We start from the raw sequence: 23621 nt of genomic DNA on the forward strand, positions 1-23621 counted from the left end.
CGCCGGGACCCCGGCACCCGTGGAGTACCACCGGCGCATGCGGATGCGGCACGAGCGCGCCCTCGCCGGGGCAATCGCCGCCGACAGCGGCTCCCCCGGCGCCGGCCCGGCCCGTGCGGCCCTGGCCCGTCTGACGTTCGAGGCCCGCGCCCCCGGCGGCACGGCTTCCTACCGCGTCACCGCGGTCGACGCGGTGTTCGACCTGCTGGAGCGCGGCTGGGAGAGGGCACGCCCCGGAGCCGGACCGACGACCCGACCCCGCCGGCCGCCCGTCGGCCCGCGGGGCGCCGCCCTATGAGGACGCCCGCGTCATCAGCTCCGTCCGCAGCACCGCGTGCCGGCGTTCGAGATCGCGGGCAGCGGCCGGGCGGCGGTCGGCGATCTCCGCGAGCAGCAGGTCGATCATGGCCCGGCCCATCTCCTCGATGGGCTGGCGCACACTGGTGAGCGGCGGGTCCATGTGGCGGGCGATGGCGGAGTCGTCGTAGCCGACCAGCGCCACGTCGTCCGGGATACGGCGCCCCGCCTCCCGCAGTACCTGCCGGGCACCGGCCGCCATCACGTCCGAGCCGGCGAAGACCGCGTCCAGGTCCGGGTACCGGTCGAGCAGGACCGTCATCGCGCGGCGACCGCCCTCCTCGGTGAAGTCCCCCGGCTCGATGAGGAGTTCGTCCACGGCGAGCCCCGCGTCGCGCAGGGCGTCGCGGTAGCCGTCCACGCGTCGCTGGGCGCCGTAGACGTCCAGGCGGCCGGTGATGTGCGCGATCCGCCGCCGGCCGCGGCCCAGCAGATGCTCCACCGCCGAGCGGCCACCGCCGTAGTTGTCGGAGTCCACCGAGGTGAGCGTCTCCCCGGCCGAGCGCGGGCCGCTGATCACGGCCGGGATCTCCAGCTGGGCGAGCAGGTCGGGCAGCGGATCGTCGGCGTGCACCGAGACCAGCAGGACACCGTCCACCCGATGGGCCGCGAGGTACTGCGCGAGGCGCTGCCGCTCCCGGTCGCTGCCCGCGAAGATCAGCAGCAACTGCATCTCGGTCTCGGAGAGTTCGGCACCGACACCGCGCAGCATGTCCGAGAAGTACGGCTCCGCGAAGAACCGGGTCTCCGGCTCGGGGACGACGAGCGCGATGGCGTCGGTGCGGTTGGCCGCGAGGGCGCGTGCCGCCGTGTTGGGCACATAGCCGAGTTCGGCGACGGCGGCCTCGACCGCGGCGCGGGTGGCGTCGCTGACCCGGGGCGAGCCATTGATCACCCGTGACACCGTCCCGCGCCCCACCCCGGCCCGGGCGGCGACCTCTTCGAGCGTGGGCCGGCCCCCGCTCCGGCCCCGCCCTCCGTGGCTTGCCATGGACTCCGCCTCTCTCGACCGATTCCTGGTGCTGGCCTGGAATGTAACAGCCCCGTCCACGGCCGCGAGCGCCTCGGTGGCGGCGGTGCCGGACACCGGCCACCGGCCCGGGCGGCCTCATCCGGAGGAAAGGCCCTGGGTGCGGAAGGGGGTCTCCGCGCCACTTCGATCCCCGCGTACCGGAGGTTCATGGTCCACTTAACGTCCCGATAACTGAACGGTGTTGGCCCTGTCCGGTCCCTTGACACCCCGCGCCGGACCGACGACTCTTCAACCCATCACTGGTGGGAGCGCTCCCACAGTACCTGGCTTCTACACATCCCGCACGTTCCCCGCCCGAGCCGCAGCGAGCAAGAACGGGCCCGATTCCAGTCAGTCGGCCGGGGGGTCGGCACGTCAGGCAACAGGAGGACGCAATGCGCACGAGCATCCGCGGGTCCCGCAGACTGGGGGCCCTCGTGGCCGTCGCCGCGCTGACCACAGGGCTGCTGGCCGGCTGCGCCGACGACTCGGACAACGGCTCGTCGAACGCCGACGGCGGCAACGCCGGCGGCAAGACCACTCTGACCGTCGGCACCTTCGGCGTCTTCGGCTACAAGCAGGCCGGCCTGTACGACGCGTACATGAAGCTCCACCCGGACATCAACATCAAGGAGAACGTCACCACCCGCACCGACGTCTACTGGCCGAAGGTGCTCACCCGGCTCCAGGCCGGCTCCGGCACCGACGACGTGCAGGCCATCGAAGTCGGCAACATCACCGAGGCCGTGCAGACCCAGGCGGACAAGTTCGTCGACATCGGCAAGGACGTCGACAAGTCGCAGTGGCTGGACTGGAAGCTCGCCCAGGCCACCACCAAGGACGGCAAGACCATCGGGCTCGGCACCGACATCGGCCCGATGGCGGTCTGCTACCGCAAGGACCTGTTCCAAAAGGCCGGTCTGGAGACCGACCGGAACAAGCTCGCCGCGCAGTGGAAGGGCGACTGGGCCAAGTACGTCGACCTCGGCAAGGAGTACATGAAGAAGGCGCCCAAGGGCACCAAGTTCGTGGACTCGGCCGCCTCCGTCTACAACGCGGCGCTCGGCGGTGAGAGCGAGGCGTACTACGACAAGGACGGCAACGTCGTCTGGGACAAGTCCCCGGGCGTGAAGAAGGCCTGGAACGTGGCCATGAGCGTCGCCACCAGCGACATGTCGGCGAAGCTGAAGCAGTTCGACCCGACCTGGGACCAGGGCTACGCCAACGGCACCTTCGCGACCGTCGCGTGCCCGGCCTGGATGATCGGCTACATCGAGCAGAAGTCCGGTGCCTCCGGCAAGGGCAAGTGGGACGTGGCGGCCGCGCCGACCGCGGCCAACTGGGGCGGCTCCTTCCTCGGCGTGCCGACGGCGAGCAAGCACCAGAAGGAGGCCATCGCGCTGGCCAAGTGGCTGACCGCTCCCGAGCAGCAGGCCAAGGTCTTCGCCAAGCAGGCGAGCTTCCCCTCGACCCCGTCGGCCTACGCGGGCCTGAAGCCGGCCGCCGACACCACCGCCTACTTCTCCGGCGCCCCGATCACGCAGATCTTCTCCGAGTCGGCGAAGACGATCCCGACGCAGTTCCACGGCCCGAAGGACCAGCCGATCCTCGGCGCAATCACCGACGTCGGCATCCTCCAGGTCGAGCAGAAGGGCAAGTCGCCGTCCCAGGGCTGGGACGCGGCGGCCAAGGAGATCAAGGACGTGCTCGGCCAGTGACCAGCTCCAAAGAGGCCCTCGCGCACCCCGCGCCGAGCGCCGAGACCGCGCCCGGCACCCCGCCGGGCGCGGCCCGGGTCGCTCGGGGTCGCGGTACCCCGGCGGGCGCCGATTCCTGGCGCAGCCGCCTGTACCGCTGGGACATGAAGGCGTCGCCGTACGCGTTCGTGGCCCCCTTCTTCGTCCTGTTCGGGGCGTTCACGCTGGTCCCGCTGCTCTACACGGCCTGGTACTCGCTGCACGACGTGCAGTTGTCGGCGCTGGACCACCAGACCTGGGCGGGGCTGGACAACTACCGCAACCTGCTCTCCTCGGACTTCTTCTGGAACGCCCTGCGGAACACGTTCACCATCGGTCTCCTGTCGACCGTGCCGCAGCTGCTGGCGGCCCTCGGGCTCGCGCACCTGCTGAACTACCGGCTGCGGGGCTCGACCATGTGGCGGGTCGTCATGCTGACGCCGTACGCCACCTCGGTGGCGGCCGCGACCCTGGTCTTCACGCTGCTGTATTCGTGGGACGGCGGGATGGTCAACTGGATCCTGCACTTCTTCGGGGTGGATGCCGTCAACTGGCGTGAGTCCGACTGGGGTTCGCGGTTCGCGGTGTCGTCCATCGTGATCTGGCGCTGGACCGGCTACAACGCGCTGATCTACCTCGCGGCGATGCAGGCGATCCCGAGCGATCTGTACGAGTCGGCGGCCCTGGACGGCGCCAACCGCTGGCAGCAGTTCCGGCATGTGACGGTTCCGCAGCTGCGGCCGACGATCCTGTTCACGGTCGTCGTCTCCACCATCGGCGCCACCCAGCTCTTCGGCGAGCCGCTGCTGTTCGGCGGGGTCAGCGGGTCCAAGGGCGGCTCCGAGCACCAGTACCAGACGCTGGGGCTGTACATGTACGACCAGGGCTGGATCATCGGCAACCTCGGCAAGGCGTCCGCGATCGCCTGGTCGATGTTCCTGATCCTGCTGATCATCGCCGCGGTCAATCTCCTGCTCACCCGACGGCTGAGGAAATCCGCATGACGACCGGTGAAGTGACGCTGCCCCGGGCCGCCGCACCCAAGGGGCGCCGGCGGCTGGTGAGGGGCGCGGGCAAGCAACTGCACGCGGGCCCGGTGACGTATCTCGTGCTGGCGGTCTTCGCCCTCGTCTCGCTGGCACCGCTGGTGTGGACGGCGATCGCGGCCTCGCGCACCGACCGGCGGCTGGCCCAGACCCCACCGCCGCTGTGGTTCGGCGGCAACCTGTTCAAGAACCTGCAGACGGCCTGGGAGCAGGCGGGCCTGGGCACCGCGATGGTCAACTCCGTGCTCGTGGCGGGCACCATCACGATCAGCACGGTGGTGTTCTCGACGCTGGCCGGGTTCGCCTTCGCCAAGCTGCGGTTCAGGTTCTCCGGCCTGCTGTTGCTGCTGACCGTCGGCACCATGATGATCCCGCCGCAGCTCGCCGTCGTACCGCTGTACCTGTGGATGTCGGACCTCGGCTGGTCCAACCAGCTGCAGACGGTGGTCCTGCCGAGCCTGGTCACCGCCTTCGGCACGTTCTTCATGCGGCAGTACCTGGTGCAGGCGCTGCCGTCGGAGCTGATCGAGGCGGCCCGGGTGGACGGCGCGAGCAGCATCCGGATCGTGTGGCACGTGGTCTTCCCCGCGGCCAGGCCGGCGATGGCGGTGCTCGGGCTGCTGACGTTCGTGTTCGCCTGGAACGACTTCCTGTGGCCGATCATCGCCCTGAACCAGCAGAACCCGACCGTGCAGGTGGCCCTGAACTCGCTCGGCACCGGTTATGTCCCCGACCAGGCGGTGATCATGGCGGGCGCGCTGCTCGGCACCCTGCCGCTGCTGGTCGCCTTCCTCCTGTTCGGCAAGCAGATCGTGGGCGGGATCATGCAGGGCGCGATCAAGGGCTGAGGTCCGCTCTCCCGGGGCCGGGCCCGCCCGCCCGGCCCCCCTGGCCACGCCCGCGCGACCCGGGCGCCCCTCTCCCGCTCCACCTGCCCCGCCTCTTGCCCACCGCCTCTGCCCGCCTCTCCTCGTCAACGCGTCGGTCTCCTACGACACCCTGGGAGCGCTTCCATGCCTGAGCCCGTTTCCTCCGTGACCTTCCCTCCGGCCTTCCTCTGGGGGGCCGCGACCTCCGCGTACCAGATCGAGGGGGCGGCGCGGGAGGACGGCCGCACCCCCTCGATCTGGGACACCTTCAGCCATACGCCCGGCAGGACGGCGGGCGGTGACACCGGTGACGTCGCCGTCGACCACTACCACCGCTACCGCGACGACGTGGCGCTGATGGCGGAGCTGGGGCTGAGCGCCTACCGGTTCTCCGTCTCCTGGTCGCGGGTGCAGCCGACGGGCCGGGGCCCGGCGGTCCAGCGGGGCCTGGACTTCTACCGCCGGCTGGTGGACGAGCTGCTCGCGCACGGCATCCGGCCGGCGCTCACCCTCTACCACTGGGACCTGCCGCAGGAGCTGGAGGACGCGGGCGGCTGGCCGGAGCGGGACACCGCCTTCCGGTTCGCCGAGTACGCCCAGCTCGTCGGTGAGGCGCTGGGCGACCGGGTGGAGCACTGGATCACCCTCAACGAACCCTGGTGCAGCGCCTTCCTGGGGTACGGCTCCGGGGTGCACGCCCCCGGCCGCACCAACCCCGCGGCCGCCCTGCGCGCCGCCCACCACCTCAACCTGGCGCACGGTCTGGGCGCTTCGGCGCTCCGGGCGGTGATGCCGGCCCGCAACCAGATCGCGATCAGCCTCAACTCGTCGGTGGTACGGCCGCTGTCCCAGGATCCGGCCGACCTGTCGGCGGCCCGCCGGATCGACGACCTGGCCAACGGCGTCTTCCACGGCCCGATGCTGCACGGGGCGTACCCGCGGACGCTGATCGCCGCGACGGCCTCGGTCACCGACTGGTCCTACGTCCTCGACGGCGACGTCCGCACGATCAAGGCGCCGCTGGACGCCCTCGGCCTGAACTACTACACCCCGGCCCTGGTCTCGGCGGCCCCCGACCGGGCGGGCGGCCCGCGCGCGGACGGCCACGGCGCCAGCGACCACTCCCCCTGGCCGGCCGCCGACGACGTGCTCTTCCACCAGACGCCCGGCGAGCGCACCGAGATGGGCTGGACCATCGACCCGACGGGCCTGTACGACCTGCTGATGCGCTACACGCGCGAGGCACCCGGACTGCCCCTGTACATCACCGAGAACGGCGCGGCCTACGACGACAAGCCCGACCCCGACGGCCGGGTGCACGACCCCGAGCGCATCGCCTATCTGCACGGCCACCTCTCGGAGGTGCGCCGGGCCCTCGCCGACGGCGCCGACGTCCGCGGCTACTACCTGTGGTCGCTGATGGACAACTTCGAGTGGTCCTACGGCTACGGCAAGCGGTTCGGCGCGGTGTACGTGGACTACGCGACGCTGGAGCGGACCCCGAAGTCGAGCGCCCGGTGGTACGCGCAGGCCGCGCGGACCAGGGTGCTGCCGGCGGTGGAGCCGCCGGTGTGAGGACGGCCGGAAGGGGCGCGGCCCTCCCCCCGGAGGGCCGCGCCCCTGTTCAGGCGTCCCGTCGGTGCCGGGTCAGTGGAACGCCCCGAACGCCTTGGAGAAGGCGAAGGCGTCCTGGGTGACGGAGCTGCACGTGGCGTCGGCGGTGGGCTTGGTGCCGCCGGCGCACTGCTTGTCGCGGGTCGCGGACCACATGGAGAGCCCGCCGAGCCCCTTGGCCTTGGCGAAGTCGGCGAGCTGGGTGGCGTCGTCGACCTTGAAGACCTCCGAGGAGACGTCGTTGACCCCGATCATCGGGGTGACCGCCACCGTCTTCCAGGCGGCGGATTCGGACAGCCCCAGCACGCTCTTGACCTGCGCCTGGGTGGCCGTCGCGGCCTGCTCGGCGTAGGTGCCCATGTCGCCGCTGTAGGAGGGGCCGTAGTCCATCGCCATGATGTTGACGGTGTCGATCTTGACGCCGTGGGACTTGGCGTCGGACAGCAGGTTCACGCCGTCCTGGGTGAGGCCCTCGGGCATCACCGGCAGGGTGAAGGAGACGTCCAGGTCCGGGTGCTGGGCCTGGAGCTTGGCGATGGCCTGGGCGCGGCGGGTGTTGGCGGCGGTGTCGGGCAGCGCGCCGCCCTCGACGTCGAAGTCGACCTTGGTGAGTTTGAAGGCGTCGACCGCCTTGCCGTACGCCGCCGCCAGCGCGTCGGCGGAGGAGCAGGTGGTGGCGAGCTCGGAGCCGGAGGCGCCGCCGAAGGACACCCGTACGTCACCGCCCTTGGCGCGCAGGGAGCCGATCTGGGCGGCCACGCCGTCGCCGGTCAGGTCGGTGACACCGCCCCACTTCGGGGTGCAGCCGCCGCCGTCGGTGAGGAAGGCGAGGTTGTAGTTCTTCACGCCGGTCGCGTCGGCGGCACCGAGGAGGTCGAAGGCGGGGTAGAGGGAGGTGTCGACGTAGGGGGCGAAGCCGGCGGCGCTGGTGGTGCCGGAACCGGTACCGCCGGTCGGGGTCGGGGTCGCGCTCTTCGTCGGGGTGGCGCTCTGGGCGGGGGCGGTCGGCTCGGTGGAGCCGGCCGGCCCGGTGGGGGCGGCGGTCGGGGAGCCGGTCGCGGTGGGGCGGCCGCTCGGTTCCGGGGTGGCGCCGTCGTCCGCGGAACACTGGGCGCCGTCGATGCGACAGCCCGTGGGGGCGCCGGAGCCGTTGACGACGAAGCCGACGGTCACCGACTTGCCCACGGCCAGGCCGTCGGTGTCCCACTTCGCGGGCCGCACGGTGACGTGCCGACCGCTGACACTCGACTCACCGTTCCAGAGAGAGGACAGCTTGGCGCCGGCCGGCAGGTCGAACTCCAGCGTCCAGGTCTTCTCGGCCTGCCCGCTGTTGTTGGTGACGACGTACTGGGCGGAGTAACCCGAGGACCAGTCGCTGGTCTTCGTGTACGCGGCGTTCACACCGGCCGCGTTCGCGGTGCCCGTGAGCAGGACCGCGCCGCCGCCGGCCACGGCCGCCGCCACCAGCCCGCCTATCGCCTTGTTCCTGCCGCTGATCCTGCGCCGGTGCGTGGTCATGCGCGTGCCTGCCTTCGCTGTTCACGGGGGTGGGGGTGCGGCAGCACGCTAGCGATCCGGAATCGGACAAACGGCTTGATGGGGGCGGTCGTCACGGACCTTAGGGTTCGCTTAAGGAAGCGATCGGAGCCGGTTAAAGATCGAGACCGGTTTGCCCGTTCGGCGTCTGCGCACGGCGCCCCGGTGGCCGCGTCCGGCCGTCTCGTGTCCGTGCGTCTGGAACCACACCCGCACCTCGGTGCCGCCGAGGACCGAGGCACCGATGCGGACGTCGCCGCCGGTGGACTCGGCCAGCCGGCGGACGATGTCCAGGCCCAGGCCGGTCGAGCCGGCGTTCCCGGAGCCGCGGCCGCGGGCCATCGCCGCGTGCGGGTCGGGTATGCCGGGCCCCGCGTCGGAGACCAGCACGATCACCGCGTCCTCGCCGTTGTGCACGTCGACCGCGAAGGCGGTGCCCTCGGCGGTGTGCCGGAAGACGTTGCCGAGCAGGGCGTCGAGGGCGGCGGCCAGGTCGGCGCGGGCCACGGGTACGCGGACCGGCCGGTCGACGCCGGCCACCCGCCAGGTGCGGCCCTCGTCCTCGGCGAGCGCGGACCAGAACTCCATGCGCTCGCGGACCACCGCGGCCGCGTCACAGCCGGCGCCGGGACCGGCCGCGGCCGTCTGCGGCTTGGCCTCCCGGGCCGTACGGATGATGGTGTCGACCTCGCGCTCCAGCTGGGCGACGGCCGTCCGGGTCTGCTCGGCGGCCGGTCCGGCGCCCAGCGAGGCCGCGTTCAGCCGCAGGACGGTGAGCGGGGTGCGCAGCCGGTGGGAGAGGTCGGCCGCCAGCTCCCTCTCGTTCGCGAGGAGTTGGACGACCTGGTCGGCCATGGAGTTGAACGCGACCGCCGCCAGCCGCAGTTCGGTCGGGCCCTCCTCCCGCACCCGGGCGCCCAGCCGACCCTCGCCCAGTTCGCGCGCGCCCTCCACCAGCCGCCGGGCCGGGCGCACCATGCGCACCCCGAGCCGGTCGGCGACGGCGACGGAGCCGACGACCAGGGCGAGGCCGACGGCCGCGAGGACCGCCCAGGCCGCGCCGACGCCATGGGTCACCTCGGACTCGGGGACGTACACCTCCACGACCGCTATCTCGCCGCTGCCGAGCGCCACCGGTTGCAGCAGGGTGAAGCCGCCGGCGACCGTGGTCGTGGAGGCGCGGCCCAGTCTCCGCACGGCCTGGATGTCGCGGTCTGCGGCGCGCCCGCGGCCCAGGTCGAGCGCGGCCCTGCCGCTGCCGGCGGGCAGGTGCACCGCCATCCCGGAGTCGGCGCCGGCGGAGGCCACCACCCGCTCCAGTTTGTCCCGGTCGGTGGTGATGGACAGCGCGGGCGCGACGGCGGCCGCCTCCCGCTCGGCGGCCGCGAATGCGCGGTCGCGGGCCATCTCCTTGACGACCAGCCCGAGCGGCACGGCGAAGGCGACCACGACCATCGCGGTGACCGCCAGGCAGACCTTGACCAGAGCCCATCTCATCGCGGTGGCGCCCCCTCCCCGTCGGCGAACGCGGGCGGCTCCAGCTTGACGCCGACGCCGCGCAAGGTGTGCAGATAGCGGGGGTGGGCCGCGGTCTCCCCCAGCTTGCGGCGCAGCCACGACAGATGGACGTCGATGGTCTGGTCGTCCCCGTAGGACTGCTGCCAGACCTCGGCGAGGAGTTCCTTGCGCCCGACGACGACGCCGGGACGGCCCGCCAGGAAGGCCAGCAGGTCGAACTCGCGCCGGGTGAGGTCCAGCCGGGCGCCGTCCAGTTCGGCCTGGCGGCGCAGCGGGTCGACGGTCAGCCCGCCGACGCGCAGCACGGACGAGGGCGGGGGCTCCGCGGCGCCGGAGCGGGATCGGCGCAGCACGGCCGCGATCCGGGCGGACAGGTGCTCGACGGAGAAGGGCTTGGTGAGGTAGTCGTCCGCGCCGGCGTTCAGCAGCCGGACGACCTCCGCCTCGTCGTCGCGCGCGGTGGCGATGATGACGGGCACGTCGGTGAGGCCGCGCAGCATCTTCAGCGCCTCGGAGCCGTCCAGGTCGGGCAGTCCGAGGTCCAGGATGACCACGTCGAAGCGGAAATGGGCGACCTCGCGCAGCGCCTCCAGTGCCGTACCGACGCTGCGCACGGTGTGCGAGGCGTCGGTCAGATGCCGGATGAGCGCCGAGCGTACGAACTGGTCGTCCTCGACCACGAGAACACTTGCCATGCGCCGCACCGTACGCCATACGGCCGAGGCGGACCGGAGCCTGTGGATAAGTCCGGGCATGTGCGCACGGCGATGCCCCTGGGGCAGTATGGCTCGCGATGCGCAGAGGACTCGTACACGTACTGGCATGGCTGCTGGCGACCGGAGCGGCGGCCACGCTGTCGTGGTGGGGTGTGCACACGGTGATGGCGGGGACGGTGTACGACCCGCCGCGCGCCCTGCCGGTGACGGCGGCCGGCGCACCGGCCCGGCAGGTGAGGCCGGCGTCGCCGGCCCCGTCCTCCTCCCCGGCTCCCTCGCAAACGCGGTCGTCGTCTCCCACGCCCGCCCCCACGCGGACCCCGGCCCCTACGCGAAGCCCTTCCCCCGGCGCCTCCGCCCCGGCGTCCGGGCAGGTCAAGTCCTACGACACCGCCGGCGGCCGGGCGGTGTTCGAGCTGGGCGCGGCCGACGCGACGCTCGTGTCGGCGACTCCGGGAGCGGGCTGGTCGATGCAGGTGTGGAAGACCCAGACCTGGATCCGGGTGGAGTTCAGCAGGAGCACCGACCGGGTGTCGGTGTTCTGCACCTGGCACGACGGGCCGCCGCACGTGGAGGTCGTCACCTACTGACCGGGACGGGTGGGGTCGTGGCCTACCGATCGGCGCGGGTGTTCAGCGGTAACCGGTGTGAGCGGCGCGGGTGTTCAGCGGAAAACCGAGGGGGGCGGGACCGGGGAGGCCACCGCCGCCTCGTCCGTCACGGGGAGCGCGCCGCCGGTGAAGTCGATGAGCCCCCGCCCGTGTTCGACCCGCCCGGGGTGCGGATCGGAGGCGGCCCGGCGGGTCAGTTCGGCGACGGGCAGCGGCGCGTCGGAGGCGACCAGGACGGCGTTGCCGAAGCGCTTGCCGCGCAGCACGGCCGCGTCGGCGATCAGCGCGAGTTCACCGAACCGGGCGGCCGCGGTGGCGATCTGGCCCCTCAGATGGGCCAGCGGCGGGCCGTCGGCGAGGTTGGCCGCGTACATGCCGGAGGGCTTCAGGGCCCGGCGGACCTCGTCCAGGAACTCGACGGAGGTGAGGTGGGCCGGGGTGCGGGCGGCGCTGAAGACGTCGGCGATGACCAGATCGGCCCAGCCGTCCGGCACCTTGGCCAGACCCACGCGGGCGTCCGCCGATCGCACCCGTATCCGGGCGCCCGGGTCCACGGGCAGTTGTCTGCGCACCAGTTGGACCAGCCCGGCGTCCCGTTCGACGACCTGCTGGGTGGAGCGGGGCCGGGTCGCGGCGGCGTACCGGGCCAGGGTGAAGGCGCCGCCGCCGAGGTGCACCACGTGCACGGGTTTGCCGGGCGGGGCGACGAGGTCGATGACATGGCCGAGCCGGCGCTGGTACTCGAAGGAGAGGTACGCGGGGTCGTCCAGGTCGACGTGCGACTGCGGCGCCCCGTCGATCAGCAGCGTCCAGGCCCGGCCGCGGTCGGGGTCGGGTACGAGCTGCGCGAGCCCGCCGTCGACCGCCTCCACGACGGCCTCGACGGCGGCCGACCCGCGTCGTGTGTTCCTGGACCTGCCCATCGGTCCATTTTCGCAGGTGGTCGCGGCGGGCGCCTCACCGGCAGCTGTCGGCCGCCTCGATCAGCCGGGCCGCCTCCCCGAGGGCCCGGCGCAGCACCACCGGGTCGGTGGCGAGGTCGGCCTCGCCGGGCGGCAGCAGCCAGTCGGAGCCCTCCACCGGCGGCTCGGGGGTCAGCCGCAGGCCGCGCCCGTGCGTCTCGGTGCAGACGCTGCCCGGTACGTCCCAGCAGGCCGCCGTGCCGGCCGGCACGAGGAAGCCGAGGGTGTCGCAACCGTCATCGTGCAGGACGGGTCCCACCGCGTCGACGGCCCCGCGCCGCAGGATGTCGACCGCCTCCAGCCCCTGCCGGGCCGGTACCGTCACGAGGTCGCATCCGCCGTCACCGGTCCCCGACGGGGGTGCCGACAACGGCGACGTACAAGGTTCGTTGCTCTGGCTGGTCTCCATGCCGGCCTCCACCACACAGCCCCGTTGCGGTCCATGGAGCCCAACGCGTGAACGCGTCAACGGCTACGGCACAAGTGCGCCGCAAAGGATGGCACTTCATGGCGGATCGTGCATGAGATATCCGGTTTGTAGCTAAACACTGCGTGGCGGGTCCTTCACAGCAGGTACGTTCATGCCCGCCGGAACCAGGGCGTCACACGGACAACTCGTCTCGAACCCGCCCCGGTACCGGCACGGTTCGACGGTTCGCACGAGAGGACCCGGCCATGACGTCGTCAACCGCGACCGCGTCACAGCCCGAACGGCCATTCCGGCCGAACATCGCCTTCCGGCAGTTGCGCGGCAGGCGTTCACCGGCCGAGTTCGCGGCGCTCGTACGGCGCGCCGCGCGCGAGATCGGTGAGCGGGTGAGCTGCGACGCGCGCTATGTGGGCCGGGTCGAGGCGGGCGAGATCCGCTGCCCGAACTACGCGTACGAACGGGTGTTCCTGCACATGTTCCCCGGTCGCACGCTCGCCGACCTGGGCTTCTCGTCGCGCTCGTCCGTCCGCGGCCGAGCGGCGCGCCCCGCCGCGGACGCGCCCGGGACACCGGTCGCGCCCACCGCCGGGGGGATTCCGAAAGGCGTCGGGGGGCCGGAAGCCACCGGGACGCGCGGGGCCCTTGAGGTGTGCGGGGCGTTCGAGCCGTATGAGACGCAGGACCCGTACAACACGCAAGGCCCGTACGACACGCACAACCCGTACGGCGCGCAGGACCCGTACGGCGCGAACGAGCCGTACGCGAAAGGCCCACTGAACCACGAGGAGAGCGACGTGCGGCGTCGCGCATTCATGACCGGCGGCGGTGCCACGGTGGCCGCCGCCACGCTGGGCCCGCTGCGGCTCACCGCGGAGGCGACGGCCCCGGCGCGGCCACCGCGGCGACCCGGGGCCCCCGAGGCGAGCGCCCTGGAGGAAGCGGTCCGCCGCATCCGGCTGCTGGACGACCGGCACGGCGCGGACGGTCTCTACCGGCGCGCGGCGGCTCCGCTGCGTGCGGCGTACGCGCTGCTGGACGCCGGCGCGACCCGGCAGACCACCATCGACCGGCTGCACGCGGGCGCCGGTGAACTGGCCATCTCCGTGGGCTGGCTGGCCCACGACTCCGGCCGCTTCGACGACGCGCGCTCGCACTACGCGGAGGCGCTGGCCACCTCGCGGATGACCGGGGACGCGGGGCTCGAGGCGCACGCCTTCTGCAACACCGCCTTCCTGGCCCGGGACGCCGGCCGCCCGCGGGAAGCGGTCCGGGCCGCGCAGGCCGCCCAGCGTGCGGCGCGGCCCCTGGGGTCGGCGCGGCTGATGTCCCTGCTCGCGCTGCGGGAGGCGGGCGGCTGGGCGGGGCTCGCCGACCGCACGGGCTGTGAGCAGGCGCTGGTCCGGGCGCAGGCCCTCTTCGGGCGGGGCCCCTCGGACGCCGATCCCGAGTGGATGAGCTTCTACGGCGAGGCCGAGCTGGAGGGACTGGAGGCGCAGTGCTGGTCCACTCTGGGCGACTGGCGGCGCGCGTCGCGGCACGCGCGGCGGGCGGCCCGGCTGCAGGATCCCCACTTCACGCGCAACATCGCGCTGTACACGGCGGAACTGGCCGACGATCTCGCCCGCGAGGGGCGGCCCGACGAGGCGGCCGAGGCGGGGTTGCGGGTGCTGACGCTGCTGGATCAGGTCCAGTCGTCGCGTATCCAGGCGATGCTGGCGGGGACGGCGCGGGTGCTGTTGCCTCACCGGCGGGCTTCGGGGGTGACGGAGTTCCTTGACCGGCACGCGTCGATGCCCCGGATGGGGCGGGCGTAGCACGGGGCGCTGCCCCGTGTCCCCGGGCGGTGCGTCGCGGAGGCGTTCGGGTGCGGGGCCGTCGTGGCCGGTCGCGCAGTTCCCCGCGCCCCTGAGGGGGTTGCCGGGCCGTCGGGGTAAAGCACCGGCGTTGGGGGCCGGTGCGGGTCCCCGCGTCCCTGAGGGTGCTTGACCGGCCGTCGGGACAGGGCGCTGGCGCGGAGGCGTTCGGGTGCGGGGGCGTCGTGGCTGGTCGCGCAGTTCCCCGCGCCCCTGAGGGGGTTGCCGGGCCGTCGGGGTAAAGCACCGGCGTCGGGGGCCGGTGCGGGTCCCCGCGTCCCTGAGGGTGCTTGACCGGCCGTCGGGACAGGGCGCTGGCGCGGAGGCGTTCGCGTGCGGGGCCGTCGTGGCCGGTCGCGCAGTTCCCCGCGCCCCTGAGGGGGTTGCCGGGCCGTTGGGGCAAGGACCCGGTGTTGGGGGCCGGTGCGGGTTCCCGCGACCCTGAAGGGGGGCCGGGTGTGGGGGTTAGGGGGTGAGGTGGCCTGTGTCGTTCCAGTGTTCCAGCGCGGGGGCGCCGTATGCCCAGCCGAGGACGGACAGGGAGGTCGGGTTCAGGCGGAGGCGGGCCGCGAAGTCCAGGGGCAGGCCGAGCCATCGCGCGCCGATCGACCGCAGGATGTGGCCGTGGGCGAAGACCAGGACGTCACGGTCGGCCGAGCGGGCCCAGGACACCACCTCGTCCGCGCGCGCGGTCACCTCGGCGAGGGTCTCGCCCCCCGGCACCCCGTCGCGCCAGATCAGCCACCCCGGCCGCACGGCCTGGATCTCGGCGGGCGTCATGCCCTCGTAGGCGCCGTAGTCCCACTCCATGAGCGTGTCCCAGACGGCGGCCCGCTCCCCGAAGCCGGCCAGTTCGCACGTCTCTCGCGCGCGGGAGAGCGGACTGGTACGCACCTCCGCCCCCGCCAGCCCGTCCAGCGGCGCGTGGTGCAGCCGCTCACCGAGCAGCTTGGCGCCACGCCGGCCCTCCTCCAGCAACGGCACGTCCGTCCTGCCGGTGTGCTTGCCGGACAGCGACCAAGCCGTCTGTCCGTGCCGGGCCAGCAGGATGCGCGGTGCCATGGGAGACCTTTCCGGAAGAGGGACGCCGCGTGGACGCCACGGAAACGAACAGAAGGGGTGGCTTCCATCATCGCTCACCCCGGCCAGGGGCAACCCGGCGGGCGCTGTCGGCGTCTTCGAGGACTGAGCGCCCGCGAAGGCGCCACCAGGCGCCCTCGGGGGCGGTCCTGAGGACACCGTAAAGTGGCACGGTCGCCCCGCCGGGGGCGCGCCGCACAACAGAAGGGGGAGGGCGATCGGATGCCGCAGACCGAGATACCGGGCACCGAGGTGGCCCCCCGTACCCGGTTGCGCTGGTGGACCGAGCTGCCGCTGATCCTCCTCGTCTACGGCTGTTACTCGGCCGGCCGCCTTCTCGCGCGCGGTGACGTCACGACCGCCGTCGACCACGGCCTGGCGCTCCTGCGCGTCGAGAAGCTGCTGCGGCTGAACGCCGAGCACCCGCTGAACCGGTTGTTCACACGCGAGCCGTGGCTCGGGGTCCCCGCCGACTTCTGGTACGCCTCGCTGCACTACCTGGTCACGCCCGCCGTCCTCATCTGGCTGTTCCGGTCCCGCGCCCCCTTCTACCGGGCGGCCCGCACCTGGCTGATGACCTCCACCTTCATCGGCCTGATCGGCTTCACCCTGATGCCGACCTGCCCGCCCCGGCTGCTCTCGGCCGACCACGGCTTCGTCGACACGATGGCCCAGTACAGCTCGTACGGCTGGTGGGGCGGCGAGGCCAGCGCGCCCCGCGGCATGGGCGGCATGACCAACCAGTACGCGGCGATGCCCAGCCTGCACGTCGGCTGGGCGCTGTGGTGCGGCGTGATGCTGTGGCGACACGGCGGCACGCGTCTGACGAAGGTCCTCGGTGTCGCCTACCCGCTGCTGACCGCGCTCGTGGTCATGGGCACCGCCAACCACTACTTCCTGGACGCGGCGGCGGGCGTCGCCGTGATGGCCGTCGGCCTGCTGCTGGCGCCGCGCGTGACGCGGGCCGCGGATGCCGTGCGGAGCCGTCTGTTCCCGCGTGTCGCACCCGTCGCGGGCGGCACGCGTTCCCCGATTGTCAGTGCCGGATGCCAGACTGCCGCGGGTGAGCGAATTCCACGGCAGCGCGCGTCACAGCCCGGCCCCGGAGGCGAACCGGACCCCGCCCCCACGGACGCGGGCGAAGGAGCTGCGGCACCGGCTCGCTGAGCTGCGCGGTCTCGACGTACCGGCCAAGGCGCTGGACGCGCGCGCCCTCGCGGCGCTCGCCGCGAACCCCGGGTGCAGCAGACGGGCGATCCTGGACGGCGCCGGGGTGGACAAGGCCCGGCTGGCCGACGCGCTGGGCGCCCCGGCGGGCTTCGGGCAGTCGCAGTTCGCGCTGACCCGTGGCAACGCGTTCGAGGCGAAGGTGAAGGCGGACGGCGGCGCCGAGCTGCTGCGGCTGGCGCATGCCCGACTGGACCCGGGCGCCGCGGCGCCGCGGGCGGCCGCCGTACCCGACCTGAGCGCACAGGGCCCCGAGGGTCGTACGGCCCGTACGGCGCTGGCGCTGCGCGAGGCCACCCGCGTGGGCGGCTGGACGCTGCTGGACCATCCGATGCTCGCCCTGGACGTGGCGGGTTCGCTCGCCTTCCTGGAGCCGGACGCGGTGGTGGTGCACCCGGACGGCCACTGGTCGGTGGTGGAGATCAAGTCCTTCCCGATGGTCGACGGCGCGGCGGACCCGGCGAAGGTGGGCGCGGCCGCCCGGCAGGCGGCGGTGTACGTGCTGGCGCTGGAGGAGGTCGCCGCCCGTCTCGATCCCGCCCCGCGCGTGGGGCACCGGGTGCTGCTGGTGTGTCCCAAGGACTTCTCCAACCTGCCGGCGGGCTGTGCCGTGGACGTCCGCAAGCAGCGCGCGGTGACCGCGCGCCAGCTGGCCCGGCTCACCCGGATCGAGGACATCGCCGGTGCCCTGCCCGACGGCACCTGCTTCGCGCCCGACCGGCCGGCCGAGGAACTGACGGCGGCCGTGGCGGCGGTGCCGGCGACCTACGCGCCCGAGTGCCTGTCCACCTGCGAGCTGGCCTTCCACTGCCGGGAACGCTCCCGCGCGGCCGGCGCCGTCACCCGTCTCGGGCGGCCCCTGCGGGCCGAACTGGGCGGGCTGACCACGGTCGACGAGGTCCTCGCGGCGGCCCGCGGCGAGAGCGGCGACCCCGACGACCCGGCCGTCGCGGCCCTGCGCCGGGCGGCGCACCTGCGCGCGGAGGCGCTGCGGACGGCGGCCCCCGGGGATCCGGGAAGCCCGGACGCCCCGGGCAATCCGGGGGTTCCGGGGCGCCAGGCGGTTGCGGCGGACCCCGCCCACGCGGAGGTGGCCCGGTGTCGCTGATCACCACGCTCGCCCGCCTGGAGGCCGTCGACACCGGACGGGCCCAGCCCGCCGCGACGGTCCGCCACCGGCATCTGTCCGACCGCCCGCTGGTGTTCGTGCCGCTCACCACCGCCGGTGAGACCGGCGCCCCGCTCGGCGCGCTCGTCGGCACCGACCGGGACGCGCCCCGGCTGCTGGCCGTGCCGCAGCCCCGCGACCGCGACCAGCGCTTCGCCTTCCTCGCCGAACTGGCCGACGTCGTCCTGCCGTACGTCGAGGCCCACGCGGAGTCGGTGGAGGCGGCCGAGCGCACGGAGACCGACCCGGAGACCGGCAAGCGGGTCAAGGTCGAGGTCGAGCTGTGCGCGGACGCGCCCCAGCTGATCGTGCCGAGCCGCGCGGGCCTGGACCTCGTGCGGCTGCTGGGCCGCTCGACGCGGTTCCGCCGCACCGCCGAGCAGGATCCGCAGGCGCCTTATCCGGCGCCGCCCCGGGTGCCGCTGCTCGGCCGGTGGCTGACCCACTTCGGCGAGCGGGCCCGGGTCCCCGGTTCCTCCCTGCTGCTCGCCCTCACCGACGTGCTGTCCCGGCACTGGGCGACCGGGCAGTCCACCCTGGAGGACCAGCACCTGGGCGCGCTGCTCGCCTGGATCGACCCGCCGCCGGGCGCGAGCGGCGCGGAGGCCGCCCGGCGGGCCGAGCTGGAGCGGGACCCGGCCGGACAGCTGCTGTGCCCGCCGGCCGGCCCGGCCACCGACCCCGCGTTCGACAACAAGCTGCTGGCCCCGGCGATCGAACGCTACGACCGCGCGCGTGCCGCCCTGGCCGCCGCCGAGGACCCGCTGGAAGCCGACGAGCGGCTCGGCGCCCTCACGGTGGCCGAGCGCGAGATCCGCGAGCTGGTCGACAGCCGCACGCGGCCGACCTGGGACGCGGTGTGGCGCGGCCTGGACCTGCTGCGGGCGTTGCCCGAGGGCGCGCATGTCGAGGAGCGCTGGACCCGGGACCGCTGGTCGTTCACCGGTCACCGCGACCGGGTGGCGGCCGGCGAGCCGCCGCAGCCGCGCCGGGACGACGCGGTGACGGCGGCGAACAAGCTCGCCACCCGCGAGCGCGAGCAGGCCCGCCTGGAGGCCCAGGAGGCGTTGGACGATCCGCTGGTGATGGCCGGGCGGCGGCTGGCCGGTGAGGCGTTCGCGGGCGAGGTGACCGAGGTCGTGATGGCGTACGGCGAGGGAAAGCGGCCGAGTCCGCGCCCGCTGGTGACGGTCCGCACGGACGACCGGCCGCATCTGGCGGAGCGCGCGAAGGTGTACCGCTCGCTGGGCGGCAAGCCGCAGGCGGCGGAGTTCGTCGGCCACGCGCCGGCGGCGGACGGCGGCGACCCGGACGACGGCGGGGGCGACGGGGGTGTGCTGGTGCTGCGGATCGTGGACAAGATGGGCCGGGGCAAGGAGCCGGAGCCCGGTTCGGTGCCGGAGAAGGGCGACCGGGTCTGCTTCACCCTCTTCGAGCACGAGCAGCGCGGCGGGGCGCGGCTGCCGGACGCGGAGGAGACCCCGTGGACGCACGGCGGGCCGCCGGGCGAGCCGTCGGCGGAGGCCCCTGACGCCGTGACCGAGGAGGACGTGCTGTGACGACCGTGGACGCCGAGCGGGCCGTCGGCCCCGACCCCGCGGTCGCGGCCGCCCGCGCCACCGACGCGATCCTGCGCGACACCCTGCACGGCACCGAGCGGGGCGTGGTGGTCGACTCCCCGCCGGGCGCCGGCAAGTCGACCCTGGTGGTCCGCGCGGCCCTGGAGCTGGCCGGTGCGGGCCGTGCGCTGATGGTGGTGGCACAGACGAACGCCCAGGTGGACGATCTGGTCCTGCGGCTGGCCGAGAAGGACCCGGAGCTGCCGGTGGGCCGGCTGCACAGCAGCGACACCGAGGCGTACGACAAGGCGCTGGACGCGCTGCCGAACGTCCGTACGTCGGCGAAGGCGGCCGACCTCGGCGGCCTGCCGGTGGTGCTCTCCACGGCCGCGAAGTGGGCGCATGTGAAGGTGGACGAGCCCTGGCGGCACGCGATCGTGGACGAGGCGTACCAGATGCGCTCGGATTCCCTGCTGGCGGTGGCGGGTCTGTTCGAGCGGGCGCTGTTCGTGGGCGACCCCGGTCAGCTGGACCCGTTCGCGACCGTCGGCAGCGAGCAGTGGGCGGGCCTGGCGTACGACCCGTCGGGCTCCGCGGTCACCACCCTGCTGGCGCACAACCCGGGTCTGCCGCAGCACCGCCTCCCGGTCTCCTGGCGCCTGCCGGCCTCCGCGGCCCCGCTGGTCTCGGCCGCCTTCTATCCCTACACCCCGTTCCGCAGCGGCACCGGCGACGGCGACCGGCGGCTCGGCTTCGCCGTCCCCTCCGACGGCTCCGGCCCGGACCGGGTGATCGACGAGGCGGCACGGTCCGGCTGGGGCCTGCTGGAGCTGCCCGCCCGGCACACTCCGCGTACGGATCCGGAGGCGGTGCGCGCGGTGGCGCTGGTCGTACGGCGGCTGCTGGAGCGGGGCGGTGCGGCCATCTCGGAGCGTGCCCCCGAGCCCAGGCCCCTCACCCCGGAGCGCGTCGCCGTCGGCACGGCCCACCGCGACCAGGCGGCGGCGGTCCGGGCGGCGCTGGCCGACCTCGGCGTGTCCGGCGTGACGGTCGACACCGCGAACCGGCTGCAGGGCCGGGAGTACGACGTCACGGTCGTCCTGCACCCGCTCTCCGGCCGTCCCGACGCGACCGCCTTCCACCTGGAGACCGGGCGGCTGTGCGTCCTGGCCTCCCGGCACCGGCACGCGTGCGTCGTCGTCTGCCGGGCCGGCGTCGGCGACCTCCTGGACGACTACCCGTCCACGGAACCGGTCCAGCTCGGCACCCTGACGAAATTCCCCGACGGCTGGGAGGCCAACCACGCGATCCTCTCGCACCTGGCGGAACACCGGGTGACGTGGCGGCCCTGACGCGGGAATAACCGGGGAGCGCCTCCAGTTATGGCTCGGGTACCGCTCACGTTCGACATCAGGAGGTCCACCGTGCCGGCAGACGAGATCCGGGGCGCGACGCACGGGAGTGCCCCCGTCCCCCTCTCCGTACTGGACCTGGTGACCGTCGGCGCGGGCAGTACCGCCACCGATGCCCTGCGCACCAGCGTCGAGCTGTCCCGGCTGGCGGAGTCCCGCGGGTTTCACCGCTACTGGGTGGCCGAGCACCACTCCATGCCGGGCGTCGCCTCCTCCTCGCCCGCGGTGATCCTCGCCCACCTCGCCGCCCACACGGACCGCATCCGGCTGGGTTCGGGCGGCGTCATGCTGCCCAACCACGCCCCGCTGGTGATCGCCGAGCAGTTCGGCACGCTGGAGGCCCTCGCGCCGGGCCGGGTCGACCTCGGCCTCGGCCGGGCCCCCGGCACCGACGGTGCCACGGCCGCCGCGCTGCGCCGCACCGAGACCCTCGCCGAGGGCGCCGACGACTTCCCGCAGCAGCTCGCGGAGCTGATCCGGTTCCTGGACGACGACTTCCCCGACGGCCATCGCTACGGCCGTATCCACGCGATTCCCGGTCCCGTCCAGGGCACTTCACCGGGTGGCGTGCAGTCCCCGCACCGTCCGCCGGTCTGGCTGCTGGGCTCCTCCGGCTTCAGCGCCCGGCTCGCCGGAACGCTCGGCCTGCCGTTCGCCTTCGCGCACCACTTCTCCGCGCAGAACACCATCCCGGCCCTCGATCTGTACCGGCAGGCCTTCCGCCCCTCCGCCGTCCTGGACGAGCCGTACGCCCTGATCGGCGTCTCCGCCCTCGCGACGGACGACGAGCGCGAGGCGCGCCGGCAGGGCCGGGCGGTGGCCCTGAACATGCTGCGGCTGCGCACCGGCCGCCCCGGGCTGTTCCCGGACCCGGAGGAGGCCGAGCGGCACGAGTTCAGCCCGATGGAGGAGGAGTTCATCACCTCCTGGACGGCCAACATCGTCAGCGGCACGGCCGACGAGGTCCGTTCCGGCCTGGACGACCTGCACAAGCGCACCGGCGCCGACGAGCTGATGCTCACCTCGCACGCCCACCGCGGTGAGCTGCGCCTGCGCTCCTACCAGTTGATCGCGGACGCCTACGGGTTGCCGACCGCGTAGGTCTGTTCCCCCAGCAGCTCGGAGATACGATCCGGCGACACCGGGCGGGAGTACAGCCAGCCCTGTCCGGTGTCACAGCCGATCCGGCGCAGCCGGGTGGCCTGGGCCGAGGTCTCCACGCACTCGGCGGTGACGGTCAGCCCGAGGCGGTGCGCCAGCTGGATCATCGCCTCCACGATCACCTCGTCGGCCGGGTTCGGTGCGGCGGCCTTCTTGTCGCCCTCGTACGGGAAGTCGCCCTCGTACTGGAAGCCGCGCACGAAGGAGCCGTCCAGCTTCAGCACCGACACCGGCAGCCGGCTCAGATAGGCCAGGTTGGAGTAGCCGGTGCCGAAGTCGTCGATGGCGATGCGCACCCCCATCTCGCTGAGGGCCTGCAGTGCCTGGAGCGGTCGGCCCGCCGAGCCCATCACGGCGGACTCGGTGAGCTCCAGCTGGAGCAGATGCGGGGCGAGCCCGGTCTCGGCGAGGGTCTCGGCCACATCGGCCACCAGGTCGGAGTCCCACACCTGACGCACGGCCACGTTCACGCTGACGAAGATGGGCGGCTCGCCGGGGTGGTCCGTCTGCCAGCGGCGGGCCTGCCGGCAGGCGGTGTTCAGCACCCAGCGGCCGAGCTGCACGATCGAGCCGTCCTCCTCGGCCAGCGCGATGAACCGATTCGGCGTCAGGGTGCCGAACTGCGGGTGGTTCCAGCGGATCAGCGCCTCGACCCCGCTGAGCCGCCCGTTCTCCATGCCCACCAACGGCTGGTATTCCAGGGCGAATTCGCCGCGCTCGATGGCGGGGCGCAGGGTGGAGGAGAGCGCCTGGCGGGTCATGCGGTGCGCGTTGCGCTCAGGGTCGAACAGCGTCCAGCGGCCCTTGCCGTCGGCCTTCGCCCAGTACAGGGTCGTATCGGCCGCCTGCATCAGGCCGGTGGCCGTCGTGCCGGCCGCGTGGCGTTCGACCACGCCGATGGACGCGGTCAACGACAGCCGCTGGCCTGCCAGGTCGAAGGGTTCCTGCAACGTCTTCAGCGCCGCCCCGGCGAGGTCGGCGAGCTGTTCGGTGCCGGTGGAGTCCTCGACGAGCAGCGCGAACTCGTCGCCACCGAGCCGGGCCACGAGGGGGGTGGCGGCGCGGGCGTACCCCGCCTCGTCGGCGACCCGGTTCAGCCGTTCGGCGACGGCCGCGAGCAGCCGGTCGCCGACCCGGTGGCCGAGGGTGTCGTTGACGGCCTTGAATCCGTCGAGGTCCAGGTAGCACAGGCCGATCCGGCCGGTGCCGCCCCGCTCGAACGAATCGGTCTCCAGCGCGGCCGTCAGCCGCTCGAAGAACAGCGTGCGGTTGGGCAGCCGGGTGACCGGATCGTGCATCTGCAAGTGCCGTAGCTGAGCCTGGAGTTCGCGGCGCGCGCTGTTGTCGGAGACCGAGAGCAGGACGCCGGGGCCGCCGTCGGCCAGGGGGGTGACGGTGACCTGGACCCACACCGAGTGTCCGTCGGGGTGCTTGAGCCGGCGGGTGCAGCGCAGCTTCGCCTGCCGGCCGCGCAGCACCTCGCGGTAGGCGTGCCAGGTACGGGCGTCCGAGGCCAGGTCGACCAGGTCGGCGGCGCCCCGGCCGACGAGGGTCTTCGGGTCGGTGCCCAGCAGCTCGCCGAAGGCGCTGTTGGCATCGACGACGGTGCCCTCGGGGTCCACGACCGCCATGGAGAGCGGGGCGGCCGCGAACACACGGTGGTAGGTGGTGTGGTCACTGTCTGTAACGGCTGACCGGTCGAGGTCTGCCGCGGGCGTCGGCCCTTCGGACGTTCCGCTCACCGCTCGCTCCCG

The 23621-nt window shown here is 73.5% G+C and carries 20 protein-coding genes; 12 read left to right on the plus strand and 8 right to left on the minus strand.

The genetic code is table 11. From position 1 onward, the window contains the following. The first annotated feature begins 37 nt into the window (after window positions 1–37). On the plus strand, window positions 38–298 hold the full coding sequence (locus ACIBA9_RS16260) for a hypothetical protein (protein ID WP_399363424.1): 261 nt from the start codon (window positions 38–40) through the stop codon (window positions 296–298). Here ACIBA9_RS16260 and ACIBA9_RS16265 read toward each other — a convergent pair. Continuing rightward, window positions 293–1348 carry a LacI family DNA-binding transcriptional regulator gene (locus tag ACIBA9_RS16265; RefSeq protein ID WP_362151025.1) on the minus strand — a complete coding sequence of 352 codons (1056 nt, stop codon included), beginning with the start codon at window positions 1346–1348 and terminating at the stop codon, window positions 293–295. The genes ACIBA9_RS16260 and ACIBA9_RS16265 overlap by 6 nt on opposite strands. Before the next feature lie 416 nt (window positions 1349–1764). Between ACIBA9_RS16265 and ACIBA9_RS16270 the strand changes: the two genes are divergently transcribed. The 4 genes from ACIBA9_RS16270 (at window position 1765) to ACIBA9_RS16285 (ending at window position 6595) form a co-directional block, all read left to right on the plus strand. Continuing rightward, window positions 1765–3087, plus strand: coding sequence for an ABC transporter substrate-binding protein (locus ACIBA9_RS16270; protein WP_399363426.1), 1323 nt, complete (start codon window positions 1765–1767; stop codon window positions 3085–3087). Then, the gene (locus ACIBA9_RS16275) at window positions 3084–4109 is read left to right on the plus strand and encodes a carbohydrate ABC transporter permease (protein ID WP_399363429.1); all 1026 of its coding nucleotides are present in this window, start codon (window positions 3084–3086) and stop codon (window positions 4107–4109) included. Before ACIBA9_RS16270 ends, ACIBA9_RS16275 begins: the two co-directional genes overlap by 4 nt. Continuing rightward, window positions 4106–4999: a carbohydrate ABC transporter permease gene (locus ACIBA9_RS16280; RefSeq protein ID WP_362151018.1), complete on the plus strand. Its 894-nt coding sequence runs from the start codon at window positions 4106–4108 to the stop codon at window positions 4997–4999. The genes ACIBA9_RS16275 and ACIBA9_RS16280 overlap by 4 nt, the downstream gene beginning before the upstream one ends. A 165-nt stretch (window positions 5000–5164) precedes the next feature. Continuing rightward, the gene (locus ACIBA9_RS16285) at window positions 5165–6595 is read left to right on the plus strand and encodes a GH1 family beta-glucosidase (RefSeq protein WP_399363431.1); all 1431 of its coding nucleotides are present in this window, start codon (window positions 5165–5167) and stop codon (window positions 6593–6595) included. A gap of 72 nt (window positions 6596–6667) precedes the next feature. On the opposite strand, the gene ACIBA9_RS16290 is transcribed toward ACIBA9_RS16285, so the two are convergent. The 3 genes from ACIBA9_RS16290 to ACIBA9_RS16300 all read right to left on the minus strand — a co-directional run bounded on the left by ACIBA9_RS16290 (window position 6668) and on the right by ACIBA9_RS16300 (window position 10383). Further along, on the minus strand, window positions 6668–8152 hold the full coding sequence (locus tag ACIBA9_RS16290) for a cellulose binding domain-containing protein (RefSeq protein WP_399363433.1): 1485 nt from the start codon (window positions 8150–8152) through the stop codon (window positions 6668–6670). 111 nt (window positions 8153–8263) lie between these two features. Further along, window positions 8264–9667 carry a sensor histidine kinase gene (locus ACIBA9_RS16295; RefSeq protein WP_399363435.1) on the minus strand — a complete coding sequence of 468 codons (1404 nt, stop codon included), beginning with the start codon at window positions 9665–9667 and terminating at the stop codon, window positions 8264–8266. Then, entirely contained in the window at window positions 9664–10383 is a 720-nt protein-coding gene (locus ACIBA9_RS16300; protein ID WP_399363437.1) for a response regulator transcription factor, read from the minus strand. The genes ACIBA9_RS16295 and ACIBA9_RS16300 overlap by 4 nt, the downstream gene beginning before the upstream one ends. Before the next feature lie 98 nt (window positions 10384–10481). Between ACIBA9_RS16300 and ACIBA9_RS16305 the strand changes: the two genes are divergently transcribed. Next, window positions 10482–10994, plus strand: a complete 513-nt coding sequence (locus ACIBA9_RS16305) for a hypothetical protein (RefSeq protein ID WP_399363439.1) — start codon at window positions 10482–10484, stop codon at window positions 10992–10994. A gap of 74 nt (window positions 10995–11068) precedes the next feature. Here ACIBA9_RS16305 and ACIBA9_RS16310 read toward each other — a convergent pair whose 3' ends face one another. Both ACIBA9_RS16310 and ACIBA9_RS16315 read right to left on the minus strand, forming a co-directional pair. After that, window positions 11069–11938: a spermidine synthase gene (locus tag ACIBA9_RS16310; RefSeq protein ID WP_399363441.1), complete on the minus strand. Its 870-nt coding sequence runs from the start codon at window positions 11936–11938 to the stop codon at window positions 11069–11071. Between the two features lie 34 nt (window positions 11939–11972). Further along, on the minus strand, window positions 11973–12386 hold the full coding sequence (locus tag ACIBA9_RS16315) for a hypothetical protein (RefSeq protein ID WP_399363443.1): 414 nt from the start codon (window positions 12384–12386) through the stop codon (window positions 11973–11975). Window positions 12387–12652: 266 nt separating this feature from the next. Between ACIBA9_RS16315 and ACIBA9_RS16320 the strand changes: the two genes are divergently transcribed. Continuing rightward, complete coding sequence (locus tag ACIBA9_RS16320) at window positions 12653–14221, plus strand: hypothetical protein (RefSeq protein ID WP_399363445.1); 1569 nt, start codon at window positions 12653–12655, stop codon at window positions 14219–14221. A gap of 504 nt (window positions 14222–14725) precedes the next feature. Here ACIBA9_RS16320 and ACIBA9_RS16325 read toward each other — a convergent pair. After that, window positions 14726–15322 carry a histidine phosphatase family protein gene (locus ACIBA9_RS16325; RefSeq protein WP_399363447.1) on the minus strand — a complete coding sequence of 199 codons (597 nt, stop codon included), beginning with the start codon at window positions 15320–15322 and terminating at the stop codon, window positions 14726–14728. Window positions 15323–15562: 240 nt separating this feature from the next. Here ACIBA9_RS16325 and ACIBA9_RS16330 point away from each other — a divergent pair, with 240 nt between their 5' ends. The 5 genes from ACIBA9_RS16330 to ACIBA9_RS16350 all read left to right on the plus strand — a co-directional run bounded on the left by ACIBA9_RS16330 (window position 15563) and on the right by ACIBA9_RS16350 (window position 21807). Further along, complete coding sequence (locus tag ACIBA9_RS16330) at window positions 15563–16507, plus strand: phosphatase PAP2 family protein (RefSeq protein WP_399363449.1); 945 nt, start codon at window positions 15563–15565, stop codon at window positions 16505–16507. Continuing rightward, complete coding sequence (locus tag ACIBA9_RS16335; protein ID WP_399363451.1) at window positions 16404–17675, plus strand: hypothetical protein; 1272 nt, start codon at window positions 16404–16406, stop codon at window positions 17673–17675. The genes ACIBA9_RS16330 and ACIBA9_RS16335 overlap by 104 nt, the downstream gene beginning before the upstream one ends. Beyond that, window positions 17666–19294 (plus strand): hypothetical protein, encoded by a 1629-nt coding sequence (locus ACIBA9_RS16340; RefSeq protein ID WP_399363453.1) that lies wholly within the window; start codon window positions 17666–17668, stop codon window positions 19292–19294. The genes ACIBA9_RS16335 and ACIBA9_RS16340 overlap by 10 nt, the downstream gene beginning before the upstream one ends. Further along, window positions 19291–20646: an AAA domain-containing protein gene (locus ACIBA9_RS16345; RefSeq protein WP_399363455.1), complete on the plus strand. Its 1356-nt coding sequence runs from the start codon at window positions 19291–19293 to the stop codon at window positions 20644–20646. The genes ACIBA9_RS16340 and ACIBA9_RS16345 overlap by 4 nt, the downstream gene beginning before the upstream one ends. A gap of 72 nt (window positions 20647–20718) precedes the next feature. After that, a complete protein-coding gene (locus ACIBA9_RS16350; protein ID WP_393898463.1) occupies window positions 20719–21807 on the plus strand; it encodes an LLM class flavin-dependent oxidoreductase in 1089 nt (362 codons plus the stop codon). Here ACIBA9_RS16350 and ACIBA9_RS16355 read toward each other — a convergent pair. After that, entirely contained in the window at window positions 21786–23609 is a 1824-nt protein-coding gene (locus ACIBA9_RS16355; protein ID WP_399363457.1) for a putative bifunctional diguanylate cyclase/phosphodiesterase, read from the minus strand. The two genes, ACIBA9_RS16350 and ACIBA9_RS16355, sit on opposite strands and share 22 nt — an antisense overlap. Window positions 23610–23621 lie beyond the last annotated feature (12 nt).

Source organism: Streptomyces sp. NPDC051452 (genome assembly GCF_044454765.1).
In the GTDB taxonomy this organism is placed as follows: Bacteria; Actinomycetota; Actinomycetes; order Streptomycetales; family Streptomycetaceae; genus Streptomyces.

Excerpts from the sequence above, each read along its gene's own strand:
- ACIBA9_RS16270 (WP_399363426.1), top strand. The coding sequence starts at position 1,765 with ATGCGCACGAGCATCCGCGGGTCCCGCAGACTGGGGGCCCTCGTGGCC.
- ACIBA9_RS16280 (WP_362151018.1), top strand. The coding sequence starts at position 4,106 with ATGACGACCGGTGAAGTGACGCTGCCCCGGGCCGCCGCACCCAAGGGG.
- ACIBA9_RS16285 (WP_399363431.1), top strand. The coding sequence starts at position 5,165 with ATGCCTGAGCCCGTTTCCTCCGTGACCTTCCCTCCGGCCTTCCTCTGG.
- ACIBA9_RS16330 (WP_399363449.1), top strand. The coding sequence starts at position 15,563 with ATGCCGCAGACCGAGATACCGGGCACCGAGGTGGCCCCCCGTACCCGG.
- ACIBA9_RS16310 (WP_399363441.1), bottom strand. The coding sequence starts at position 11,938 with ATGGGCAGGTCCAGGAACACACGACGCGGGTCGGCCGCCGTCGAGGCC.
- ACIBA9_RS16325 (WP_399363447.1), bottom strand. The coding sequence starts at position 15,322 with ATGGCACCGCGCATCCTGCTGGCCCGGCACGGACAGACGGCTTGGTCG.
- ACIBA9_RS16320 (WP_399363445.1), top strand. The coding sequence starts at position 12,653 with ATGACGTCGTCAACCGCGACCGCGTCACAGCCCGAACGGCCATTCCGG.
- ACIBA9_RS16290 (WP_399363433.1), bottom strand. The coding sequence starts at position 8,152 with ATGACCACGCACCGGCGCAGGATCAGCGGCAGGAACAAGGCGATAGGC.
- ACIBA9_RS16315 (WP_399363443.1), bottom strand. The coding sequence starts at position 12,386 with ATGGAGACCAGCCAGAGCAACGAACCTTGTACGTCGCCGTTGTCGGCA.
- ACIBA9_RS16260 (WP_399363424.1), top strand. The coding sequence starts at position 38 with ATGCGGATGCGGCACGAGCGCGCCCTCGCCGGGGCAATCGCCGCCGAC.
- ACIBA9_RS16305 (WP_399363439.1), top strand. The coding sequence starts at position 10,482 with ATGCGCAGAGGACTCGTACACGTACTGGCATGGCTGCTGGCGACCGGA.
- ACIBA9_RS16265 (WP_362151025.1), bottom strand. The coding sequence starts at position 1,348 with ATGGCAAGCCACGGAGGGCGGGGCCGGAGCGGGGGCCGGCCCACGCTC.
- ACIBA9_RS16300 (WP_399363437.1), bottom strand. The coding sequence starts at position 10,383 with ATGGCAAGTGTTCTCGTGGTCGAGGACGACCAGTTCGTACGCTCGGCG.
- ACIBA9_RS16295 (WP_399363435.1), bottom strand. The coding sequence starts at position 9,667 with ATGAGATGGGCTCTGGTCAAGGTCTGCCTGGCGGTCACCGCGATGGTC.